The following is a 12,057-nucleotide window of genomic DNA, read 5'->3' as shown; positions in this document are numbered from 1 at the left end:
GTATAGAAGAGGAAAAAGGTCTTGATTTAGCTATAGATGCATTAAATAGATTTGCACAAATGCATCCTGATAGCTCATTTAGTTTTGATATATACGGTGACGGGAATAAAGACTATATAGATAAGTGTAAAGAATTAGCAAGACCAATTGCTTCAAGCGTGAAGTTTAGAGGAAAAGTACAAGATAAACAAGAGATATATTCAAAGGCTTCTATCCTTTTAATGCCAACTAGAATGCGTGAACCCTTTGGGCTTGTCATAATAGAAGCTATGTCATACAAATGTGCAGTTATAGCTACAAATCTATATGGACCATCTGAGATTATAGATCATGGTAAAAATGGTCTTTTATTTGATATACAAAATAAAAATGACTTGTTGATTCAGATAGAAAAGTTATATTTTACTAGTGAATATTTAAATAGAATACAAGAAAATGCCTATGAGCATGTATTGCAAAATTACTCAATAGTAAAGGTTAAAACTAAAGTAGAAAAGCTTTTAAAAGATATAGCAGGAGTAGCATAATGAGTGTCGATAAAAAACACATGATGAGTGCTACTCTATCAAACTATATACATCTTATAATTAAAATACTTGTTTCTTTAGTTCTTGTGAGAATAATGTTCTTGGGAATGCCTCAAGAATCTTATGGATTTTGGGCTTTGCTGTGGAGCATCTTTGGTTACTCTGTATTGCTTGAATTTGGTCTTGGAGTAACTATACAAAAAAAGAGTGCTGAGTATATGGCATCTAATGAGATGCACTACATAAGTGCTCTGTTTTCTACATACTTTGTTGTCTATTTTCTAATCTCTTTGATAATTGCATCTAGTGCTCTTTTTTTAAGTACAAACCTAGAACTGTTTTTTGTCATCGCAGATACAAATAAACTTGATGAATATAGCTTAACACTTTTGATATTTGGATTAGGAAGTGCCGCAGCATTTTCTCTTGGTTTTAGTGTAGAGATATTAAGAGGAATGCATCTATTAAAGATACGTAACTATATAAATACTTTTTTTGTAGTGTTAAACGCTTTTCTTTTATGGCAGTGTATAGTGTGGGAACAACCTCTTTACATCTTTGCTTTAGCCGCTGTGAGTGTTCAGTTTTTAAACAACTTATCTTTTTTTATAGTGCTAAAACTAAAAGTTGCAGATTTGAAAATCTCTTTGAACTTAGTAAATTTTAATGATGTGCGAAGTTCTATGAAGTTTTCACTAAGTGCTTATATGGTTATGTTTAGCAATATCATTATATTTAGAACAGATCAGATTATTATATCTGCTATAGCTGGTGTGTCATTTGCTGGAGTTTATCAGATAGCATCTAGAGTTGCTGAGTTGTTTCGTCAGTTCTCAACACAGTTTCATGAAAGCCTTGGAACAAAAGCAGCTATGCTAAATGCAGGTGATGACAAAACTGAGCTATCTAATCTTTTGATTCATTCAAACAAAATCATCTCAGCAATCGCTACACTACTTTTTGTACCAGCTTTTATCTTGATAGAACCTCTACTTTTTTTATGGCTAGAACTTAGTGATAAACAAACAGTTGACTCAGCAAAAATACTACTTATATCTATGTATATTTTAGTGGTTTTTAGAAGTTCTATGGTTCAAGTACTACTTATGAATGGACTTCATATGCAGTTAATGAAAGTAGGACTAATAGAAGCTTTTAGCAATATTGTTCTTAGTATAGTTTTAGTGAGAGAGTACGGAATGATAGGAGCGGCTATTGGTACACTTATACCAAATATTGTTTTGGCTCTTTTTTATAATATACCAGTATCACTTAAGTACTCTTGTACATGTATGAAAACCTACATAAAAGAGTATCTAATTCCACTTTTTATATCTTTTGCATCTACTCTTTATATTGGCTATTTATTACAAGATGTAATAACTCCAGATTCTATCTTGAAGCTATTTGCAAATGGAATGATTATAGTCTTGTTCTTCACACTTCTTTATGCTCTTTTAGCTTTTAAAAAAGAGCTTAGAAGTCGTTTTTAAATATTGCAAAGTATCTGCACTCATCTTTTTTATAATAGATTATAAACTTTAAAAAGGACAAATTATGAAAGCTATGATATTAGCTGCTGGGAGAGGTACTAGAGTCCAGCCTTTGACAAACTCTATACCAAAACCAATGTTAACAATTTTGGATGTTCCTGTAATGGAGCTAATTATAAAAAATCTAAAAGCTAACGGCTTTGATGATATTGTCATCAATACTAGTTATCTTTCAGAATCTATAGAAGAGTACTTTAAAGATGGTTCACAATTTGGTGTTTCTATATGCTACTCATTTGAAGGTAAAATAATCGAGGGAGTTCGTCACGGAGAAGCGATTGGTTCTGCCGCAGGTATGAGAAAAATACAAGATGAAAAATCTTTTTTTGATGATACATTTTTAGTGATTTGTGGAGATGCTATCATAGATGCAGACCTCTCAAAAGCTGTCGAAATACACAAACAACGCGGTGAAGTAGCATCTATACTTTTAAAAGAAGTTTTTCGTGATTGTGTAGATAAATATGGTGTAGTTGAGCTTGACTCTTTTAACAAAATCGTATCGTTTCAAGAAAAACCAACAATACAAGAAGCCCGATCAAATTTGGTAAACACAGGTATATATCTTTTTGAACCTGAAATATTTTCACATATCCCAGCTGAGGGAAACTATGATATAGGTGGAGATCTATTTCCAAAACTTATTCAAAAAAGAATTAAACTTTGTGGTATTAATCTTCCTTTTCAGTGGATAGATATAGGTACTATTGAAGATTATTATAGAGCTAATCTTATGGCACTAAATAATGAGATTAATGACATATATTTTTCTAAAGATGGTTTACAAGTAAATTACAATAAAGACGAGATCAATACACAACAAGTAAATATAGAAAACTACGATACTAAATTCAGTTATACAGGATAATAAAATGTATTTAAAAAATCATGAATCTTATAAATCAGTATATAAAATAAGTAAAGTAAAGAAGATATTTGTATTATTTAGCATATCTTTAATATCTGTAGGAATTCAGTTTATTAAATGAGATTATGTTATTTTGATTTATACAGATATAATAATACTAAATTCGATAAGGCTAATACATATGACAGTAAGTGAATTCAAAAAAATATCAAAAAAAATAAATGTTTTATATGTAGAAGACTCTGTTACAACACAGCTTATAATAAAAGAGTTGTTATCGGAATATTTTTCTGAAATTGATGTATGTCATAATGGAAAAGAAGGTTTAGAACTATATAAAGAATATGAGTATGATTTAGTAATTACAGATATTATAATGCCACATATGGATGGTATTGCTATGATTAAAGAAATTAGAAAAATCAATAAATTTCAAAATATTGTTGTGATATCTGCATCTGAAGATAGTAAGGATTTAATACCTCTTATAAATCAAGGGATAGATAGAATTATCCCAAAACCAGTAAATTCAAAGTACTTGATAACTGTGTTGGCAAAAGTATGCTTAGAAATAACAACTCGTATTGAAAATGAGCAACTTAAAAATAGTTTAAATGAAAAAAATGAAGAAATGCGTGCAATATTTAATAACACAGATAATGCAATTTTTATAGTAGAAAACTCTACTCTAGTCCTTGCAAATCTACAAGCTTTATCCTTAACCTTAAATGGTACAGAAGAAGAACTACAAGATATACTTTCAAATTTAGATAAGTACTTACTTAACGAACCTGGTTATTCATATGCAACATCAGTCGTCGAACTGGTTAATGAAATACTAACTTCTAATGAAGAAACAAAAAAAATTAAATTAATTGTTAATAATAACGAGAAGATTTTCACTTATTCTATATATGAATTTGCTAAAGAAGGTAAGTATGCTTTTTACTTATATGATATAACAACATATTCTCAAAGTATACATCTAAATCCTTTTACTAGACTACCTAACTCTTTGGATATCAGAGAAAAAATAGAGGAAAAATGTAAAGAAACTACTCCTTTTTCTGTAGTATTGATGAGTATTTATAATTCAGAAGCAATCCAACATTGGCATGGAGGTGACTCTTGCACAAAAGCAGAAATTAAAATTGCAAATATTTTTAAGTATCAGCTGTCTTTATTGGAAGTAGAATATTATTTTGCAAATTTAGCAAAAAATAGTTTTGTAATAATAGTTGAAAAAGATGTAGAGAGTTTAATAGAGTTCTTAATCTCACAACAGGACAAAATTAGTATATTTAAAGAAAACTCATCATCAAAAAATCAAGAAATAATACTAGAATTAAAGGCTAAAAGTTTAGCTTTTAAAAATAACAATGTAACTGATGTAATGAATAGCATCGAGGAAGAATTTACAAAAATTGTTTCATAATATATTTACCCCTTTCAAATAATCACTTCAATTATTAATCCTAAATTATAACTGCATTATTTCTGCACACAACCTTTTTATAATACTAGAATAAATAAAGAAAAAAAGGACTTGTTATGAAATATCTTCATTATTTAAATAACCAAAAATCCAATAATGTTGGTACGAAAAATTCAGATATTAATGAGATTGTGAATAACATCTCTGAAGTAAATGTTAATGTACCTAATGGCTTTGCAACAAATGATGAAGCTTATTTAGAATTTTTGCAAGCAGATAATCTTGAGACTAAGATTACTGATATTCTCAGTGGTTCTGATTTAAAAGATTCTCAAACTCTAGATTATAAAGGTGAAGAAATTAGAGAATTGATTTTCAATACTCCTTTACCAAAAAACTTAAAAAATGAGTTGAGCTCAGTTTATGAAGAGTTATCAGATTATTATAACTCTAATGAGTTTGATACAGCAGTTCGTGAGAGTACAAAATCAGTTAATATCCCAGATATTAATTTAAATAAAATAAACAACGAATATGTTGATTTAGGAGGTATTGATCTTCTTTATAAAAAGATTCAAGAAAGATATGCTTCTTTATTTACAAATAGAGCAATTCAATACAGAACGAGTAGAGGGTATAGTCATTTCTCAATTTCTGCAAAGTTTATTATACATCTTAAAGATAAGAGATTTAATGAGAAGTATGTACGTTTGGCGATAGCTTAAAGCTATTATTTATAAGAATAAAATATAAAGGACATATTATGCAATGCATTAGCTTTTTTGACAAGTTAGGAATAAACGATATACAAAGTGTTGGTGGTAAAAACGCAAACTTAGGTGAAATGATTACACAACTTTCATCTTTGGGTGTAAAAGTACCGTTTGGGTTTGCGCTGACTAGTGATGCTTACTGGAAATTTTTGCAAACAAATAATATAAAAGATGAGATTAGAAAGATTCTTACAGATATCGATGTAGAAGATATAGAAGTACTAAAACAAAAAGGTCAAAAAGTTCGTAGTCTTATTATGGACACCCCTTTTCCTACAAGTATTGAAGAAGAGATAAAAGAAGCATATGCACAATTGTCATCTCGTTACAATGTTGACAATGTAGACGTTGCTGTACGTTCTTCTGCTACTGCTGAAGATTTACCAGATGCTTCTTTTGCAGGTCAACAAGATACTTACCTAAATATCAAAGGTGTAGATTTGTTGTGCCAAAAAGTACACGAATGTTATGCTTCACTCTTTACAGACAGAGCTATAAGCTATAGACACTCTAGAGATTATAGCCATTTTAATGTTGCACTCTCAGTAGGCATCCAAAAAATGGTAAGAAGTGATAAAGCAAGCAGCGGTGTCATGTTTACAATAGATACTGAAAGTGGTAGTGAAAATCTTATCATGATAAACTCTAGCTTGGGACTTGGTGAAAATATAGTAGGAGGGATTGTAAATCCTGATGAATACAGTGTATTTAAACCAACTCTAAAACAAGGTAAAAGAAAAGTACTTAAACATACTCTTGGTAGTAAGAAGTTCAAGCTTATCTACGATGAGGGACAAAGAACAAAAAATATAGATTCTACACAAGAAGAACAAAATAGTTTTTCTTTAAATGATGAAGAGGTTCTTTATCTTGCAGAGATTGGTCTAAAAATTGAAAAACATTACTCCAAACAAGCTAAGAGTTACAGACCTATGGATATAGAGTGGGCAAAAGATGGTGAGAGCGGAGAGATTTTTATAGTTCAAGCTCGCCCTGAAACTGTACAAAGTAACAATAACTCAAATACTCAAGTGACTTATAAACTTCAGGCTAATGAAGATAGTAAAAGTATTATCACTAAAGGAAGAGCTGTTGGAGAAAAAATTGGTACAGGTAAAGTTAAAATCATTGAGAATGTAGATCAGTTTCATCTGTTTAATGAGGGTGAAGTCCTTGTTACTACTATCACAGATCCAGACTGGGAACCAATCATGAAAAAAGCTTCTGCTATTGTTACTAACAATGGAGGAAGAACTTGTCATGCTGCGATAGTAGCAAGAGAGATAGGTGTCCCTGCTGTAGTTGGAACAAGTGATGCGACAACAGTTTTAAAAAATAATCAAGAGGTAACAGTATGTTGTGCAGAGGGTGAAGACGGAAATGTATATGATGGCATCTTGGAATTTACAAAACAAGAGATAGATATGGGTGCTCTTAAATCTCCACAAACAAAAATCTTTATGAATGTTGGTGATCCAAGTAAAGCATTCTCCTTTGCAAAACTTCCAAATCAGGGAGTAGGGCTTGCGAGAATGGAGTTTATTATTAATAACGCGATAAAAGCTCATCCAATGGCACTTTATAATCTAGAACAAAATAAGCATGTTAAAGATGAAGATAAAATCAATGCTTTATGTGAAGGTCATAACTCATACAAAGAGTTTTTCATAAATAATCTAAGTGAAGGTATAGCGATGATTGCTGCGGCTTTTTATCCTAAACCAGTAATAGTTAGAACAAGTGACTTTAAATCAAATGAATATAAGCATATGATTGGTGGAGAGGACTATGAAAAAGATGAAGAAAATCCAATGATTGGTTTTCGTGGAGCGAGTAGATACTACGCCGATGGTTATAAACCAGCTTTTGAGTGGGAGTGCCAAGCACTAAAAAATGTACGAGATGACATGGGACTTAACAACGTTAAGATAATGCTTCCATTTGTTAGAACTGTTCAAGAGGGTAAAAATGTAATCGAAATTATGAACGAGCAAGGTCTAGTACAAGGTGAAAATGATTTAGAAATATATGCAATGTGTGAAATTCCTGCAAATGTAATTTTAGCAGAGGAGTTTCTAGAAGTATTTGATGGTTATTCTATTGGCTCAAATGATCTTACTCAACTTACTTTAGGAGTAGATAGAGACAGTGAAAAAATTGCTCATATATTTGATGAAAGAAATGAAGCAGTTGTAAAAATGATAAAAATGGCTATAGAAGCTTCTAAGAAAAAAGGTAAGTATATCGGCATCTGCGGTCAAGCACCTTCAGATTATCCTGAGATTACAGAGATGCTAGTTGAAGAAGGAATCAGCTCAATTTCACTTAACCCTGATTCACTTTATAAAATGTGGAATGTAGTATTAGAGTTAGAAGAAAAACTTCAAAAAGAAACAACTGAAGTAACTCCAATATTTACTTCACAACTAAGCAACGTATCTTAATAATAATGAGAGATAAACTAAAAACTTATCTCTCATAGAAACTCCCTTAAAACTTTCATAATGCAAACTATTTGCACATATACATCATAGACTACAATATAAACTAAATACAGGAAAATATTATGACAACAGTAATTTTAAGTGGTGGTAGTGGAACAAGAATGTGGCCTGTAAGTCGTACTCTAATGCCTAAGCAATTTGTTAGAGTAAACAGTGGTCAATCTCTGTTTCAAAAGACAGTTGAACGTAATATGAATATCAGTGAAAAAATTATGGTTATATCTAATATATCACAAAAGTTTTTGGTCCTTGACCATCTATATGAAATAAGTGAAATAGATAGTAGATATATCTGGGAAAGTGTTGCTAAAAATAGCACAGCAGCTATAATTATGGCAGCTCTTAACTCAGACAATAGTGAGGTTCTTTGCATTGTGCCATCTGATCATATTATACAAAATCAACAAGAGTATGAAAAAAGTATTAGTGCAGCAATTACTCTTGCTAAGAAAGATAATATAGTTGCAATTGGAATTAAACCAACTTTCGCATCAACAGGTTTTGGCTATATACTTCATGATAAAAATAATGTAAAGTCTTTTGTAGAAAAGCCAAACAAAGAACTTGCAAAATCATTTATAAACAATGGCAATTATCTTTGGAATGGAGGAATATACTGTTTTAAAGTTTCTCATTTTTTAGATGAGTGTAAAAGAGTTATACCTAAATTATTAAATGCTGTTAAAGTATCTTTTAGTGAAGCAAAAAAAATTGATAAAGAGTGTTATATATCAGAGCCAAGTGTTAAAGATATAGAATCAATAAGTATAGATAATGCTTTGATGGAAAATTTAAAATCAAACTTCAAAGTGGTTCCTTTATCTTCTAAATGGAATGATATGGGCTCATTTGATTCTCTTGATGATATATGTGATAGTTCATTTATAGATACAGACAGTAAAAATATTATATCTATAGAGTCAAATAATAACTGCATAGTCTCATCAAATAGAATGATAGCAACTCTAAATGTTGACAACTTAATAATAGTAGATACTCCAGATGCACTCTTAGTAACTACCAAGGGTAACTCACAAGGTGTTAAAAAAGTTGTCCAAGAACTACAAAAACGAAAAAGTGATCTTGTGACTACTCCATCTACTGTAACAAGACCATGGGGGACTTACACTGTTTTAGAAAACAACCAAGCATATAAAACTAAAAAAATAGTAGTTCGCCCCGGAAAACGTCTCTCTTTACAGTCCCATTTTCACCGTAATGAGCACTGGATTATAGTTAGTGGTACAGCCAGAGTTACAGTAGGTGATGAGATAAAACTTCTAAAGGCAAATGAATCTACATATATAGCAGCAGGTCAAAAGCACCGACTGGAAAACCCTGGACGTATAGATCTTGTAATGATTGAAGCTCAGGTTGGAGAATATCTTGAAGAAGATGATATCGTAAGATATGAAGATGACTTTAATCGTATAGCCTAAAGTCATCTTCTTCTTCAAAGAAGAGTGCAATATTTCTGCAAACACATTTCATATAATAACTATAAGAGAAAAGAAATATGAGGTGTATTATGAAAAATTACGAAAAAATAAATAGTTTTATAACTATATTAACAAATAAACAAGATTTTTTAAATTCTTACTCTAGAGAGATTTATACATCAAATAGGTATAACTATCCTATTTCATCATTAACTGTTTTTATTCCAGAAAACATTACAACAAAAAAAATAAAAATTTTTATTATAGACTCTTTTAGAGGTTCAGATATTGTATATTGCAATCATTCTAAACAATATATACAAGTACTTTTACCGTTTACACCACAAGAACACCTTGATATTATCATAGATAGAATGACTAAAGAATATGATTCTATTAAGCAAATTACTATAAATCGTGAACTTATTTTTGAAAAAGTAGACTTAAGTAAAAATACCGATGAGATTATATCTGTTATATCGACTCTAGAAAAAGCTGATGAAAATGCGAATATAGGGATAAAATTTAATCAGATACTTAAAAAGATTTTAACCATTGTAAGCAATGAAAGCATTAATTTGAATTTTATCAACTATTACTGTGGAATGAAAATAAGTAATAAAGCAATTTTAGTGAATGTTGATGATGGATTATATACATTTTCAACTGATTCTCTTCAGATAGCAGCTATAAACAATAGTTCATCAACAATTATACAAATAAAAAAATATGGATACAGTATAAGTGCAAAAATACATAATATAGATTATGTGTCAAATAAGATAACTCTAAAAGATCTTTTTGTAATGCAATATAACAATATTTATCCAGCATCTTTAACTGTAGAGCTAAAGAAACCACTAAATGCCAAATTGATTTCACTCGGGAGTGATGCTGATATTAAAATATCAGCTATTTCATTTAATGAAATACACGGTTATGGTGACATATCTAATCTCATGATAGATAATAATACTCTGCGTATATTAATCCAAAAAGATAGTAAAAAATATACATTACTAGTGAAGTTTATTCACTCTCGTTTTGATGGGGAGACTCAAAGATTTATACTCAGTAATCTAGACAATTCTAATAAGAGTATTTATTTATTCCAAGACCTAGTTACTCAACGTTCAAGAGAGTGTATTCAAGAACTTAAGCAGTTTATTGCTTAATGCAATGTATTTGCAATGAAATAGCATATACTATATAAAATAAAAGGAGTTCCAAATGTTTCCATTACTTAATAAAATCATTGAAACAATACCTTCTAACAACATTACTTACTCAGGTGGCTTAGGTCAATATAATCCTAAAGTAGCAAAAAAAAGTTTTCATAATATTTCTAAAAAGGAAAAGTAATGAAAATTCTTTGGATTAATGACGAAGCTAATTTCACTGGAGGTGCTGAGACATATATTTATCAAAGTGCGCAAGTTCTTTGCCAAAGATATGATGTTCAAAACATTCTCCTTTACAATGTAAACAGCAGAATAGGTTATGAATATTCTAAAGTGTTTTCATTTGCTAGTGTTTTAGTAGACTTGAAACAGCAGATAAATCTTATTAAGCCAGATATTATATATGTACATCAGGTTGCTGATATAGAAGTGTTAAAACAACTTTCACAGATAGAGATACCTGTAATTGGTTTTATACACGATCATAAACATTTTTGCCTACGTGAGCATAAATATACCACAATAGGACATAAGACTTGCACTCAAGCTGTAGGAGCAAACTGTTATAGTTGCCTTGGCTTTATTAACAAAAAGAAAGATTTTCCATATATCTCAATCAACAGTGTCTCAAATGTTAGAGCAGTACAAAATGTGCTAAAAAAATTTAGACACATGGTTGTTGCATCTGAATATATGAAAGAGCATCTATTGCTGCATGGATTTAGGGAAGAAAAAATATCTAAGATTATTCTTTTTTCAAAACATACAAATAATTTATACCATAAAGGTATCACTCAAGAAGTGAATCGATTATTATTTGTTGGTCAGCTTGTCAGAGGCAAAGGGGTAGATACACTTTTAAATGCTTTTGCAAAGATTCAAAGCAATGAAATAATTTTAGATATTTGTGGAGATGGAAAACAGCGAGTAGAACTTGAAGAACAAGCTAAACATCTTAATATCTCAACAAGGGTTGTGTTTCATGGAAAAGTAGCACCTGATGAACTTAGTAATTACTATATGAATGCATATGCTGTGGTTATTCCAAGTCGTGCTCCTGAAACTTTCAACTTAGTTGGACTAGAAGCTATGAAACATGCCAAGGCAGTTATCGGCACAAATGTCGGAGGTATTAAAGAATGGTTAATAGATGGAGAAAATGGTTTTACATTTGAATCAAATGATGAAGTTAAGTTAGCTTCTCTTTTAACTTTTTGTGTCAATAATCCAAACGTTATGAAAAAAATGGGAGATCAAGGATTGAATAATTACAATGAAAGTTTCACACCAGAAATACATTGTACTAAACTTTATAATTTATTTGAATCTCTTTTATTAAAGGATTCCTATGCTGTTTAATAATCAAAAACTTACTTATTACGATAATAAAGAAACAAAAGAGCTTTTAAATATAGTTTTAGAAAATATATCACTTGTTTATAAAACTATATTTACTCAAAGCCAAACTGCCGCGCTTATATTAATTGGTGGATATGGTAGAGGAGAAGGTGGAATTGTAAAAAAGGAAGGAAAGTTTACTCCTCATAATAATTTAGATCTTTTATATATTTATAACGGTAGAGTAGATTCTGAGAAGGTAGAACTTGCCAATGCAAAACTACAAGAAATATCAAAAAAATATGATATTGGAATTGATGTTTCAGCAATAAATAAACAAAAGCTTTTGAGACTAAATGGACTTGTTATTGGCTATGACATGAGACATGGACATAAACTTTTACTAGGTGATTCTAGTTTTTTAAAAGAACATGAAAAG

11 protein-coding genes are annotated in these 12,057 nt (G+C 30.2%); all 11 read left to right on the top strand.

Annotation, left to right across the window (positions count from 1 at the left end; genetic code table 11):
- The coding region (locus QZZ48_RS10750) for a glycosyltransferase family 4 protein (RefSeq protein ID WP_294965524.1) at positions 1-527 on the top strand (527 nt) is incomplete at its 5' end.
- Complete coding sequence (locus QZZ48_RS10745; RefSeq protein WP_294965522.1) at positions 527-2,020, top strand: hypothetical protein; 1,494 nt, start codon at positions 527-529, stop codon at positions 2,018-2,020. The genes QZZ48_RS10750 and QZZ48_RS10745, both read left to right, overlap by 1 nt.
- 64 nt (positions 2,021-2,084) lie before the next feature.
- Positions 2,085-2,948, top strand: a complete 864-nt coding sequence (locus QZZ48_RS10740; RefSeq protein WP_294965520.1) for a nucleotidyltransferase family protein — start codon at positions 2,085-2,087, stop codon at positions 2,946-2,948.
- A 181-nt stretch (positions 2,949-3,129) separates the two neighbouring features.
- Positions 3,130-4,383 carry a response regulator gene (locus tag QZZ48_RS10735; RefSeq protein ID WP_294965517.1) on the top strand — a complete coding sequence of 418 codons (1,254 nt, stop codon included), beginning with the start codon at positions 3,130-3,132 and terminating at the stop codon, positions 4,381-4,383.
- 116 nt (positions 4,384-4,499) lie between these two features.
- Positions 4,500-5,108 carry a PEP/pyruvate-binding domain-containing protein gene (locus QZZ48_RS10730; protein WP_294965514.1) on the top strand — a complete coding sequence of 203 codons (609 nt, stop codon included), beginning with the start codon at positions 4,500-4,502 and terminating at the stop codon, positions 5,106-5,108.
- 38 nt (positions 5,109-5,146) lie between these two features.
- Entirely contained in the window at positions 5,147-7,600 is a 2,454-nt protein-coding gene (ppsA, locus tag QZZ48_RS10725) for a phosphoenolpyruvate synthase (RefSeq protein WP_294965511.1), read from the top strand.
- Between the two features lie 122 nt (positions 7,601-7,722).
- Entirely contained in the window at positions 7,723-9,099 is a 1,377-nt protein-coding gene (locus QZZ48_RS10720) for a mannose-1-phosphate guanylyltransferase/mannose-6-phosphate isomerase (RefSeq protein ID WP_294965510.1), read from the top strand.
- 89 nt (positions 9,100-9,188) lie between these two features.
- On the top strand, positions 9,189-10,274 hold the full coding sequence (locus QZZ48_RS10715) for a hypothetical protein (protein WP_294965508.1): 1,086 nt from the start codon (positions 9,189-9,191) through the stop codon (positions 10,272-10,274).
- 55 nt (positions 10,275-10,329) lie between these two features.
- Complete coding sequence (locus tag QZZ48_RS10710) at positions 10,330-10,461, top strand: hypothetical protein (RefSeq protein ID WP_294965506.1); 132 nt, start codon at positions 10,330-10,332, stop codon at positions 10,459-10,461.
- Positions 10,461-11,639 carry a glycosyltransferase family 4 protein gene (locus QZZ48_RS10705; RefSeq protein ID WP_294965504.1) on the top strand — a complete coding sequence of 393 codons (1,179 nt, stop codon included), beginning with the start codon at positions 10,461-10,463 and terminating at the stop codon, positions 11,637-11,639. Before QZZ48_RS10710 ends, QZZ48_RS10705 begins: the two co-directional genes overlap by 1 nt.
- Positions 11,629-12,057: hypothetical protein (locus tag QZZ48_RS10700; RefSeq protein WP_294965501.1), on the top strand; the 429-nt coding region annotated here is incomplete at its 3' end. The genes QZZ48_RS10705 and QZZ48_RS10700, both read left to right, overlap by 11 nt.

It is taken from the genome of Sulfurimonas sp. (assembly GCF_016744025.1).
GTDB lineage: Bacteria > Campylobacterota > Campylobacteria > Campylobacterales > Sulfurimonadaceae > Sulfurimonas.
The sequence above is the reverse complement of the archived record's forward strand: the minus strand, read 5'-3'. Positions and strand labels throughout refer to the sequence as shown.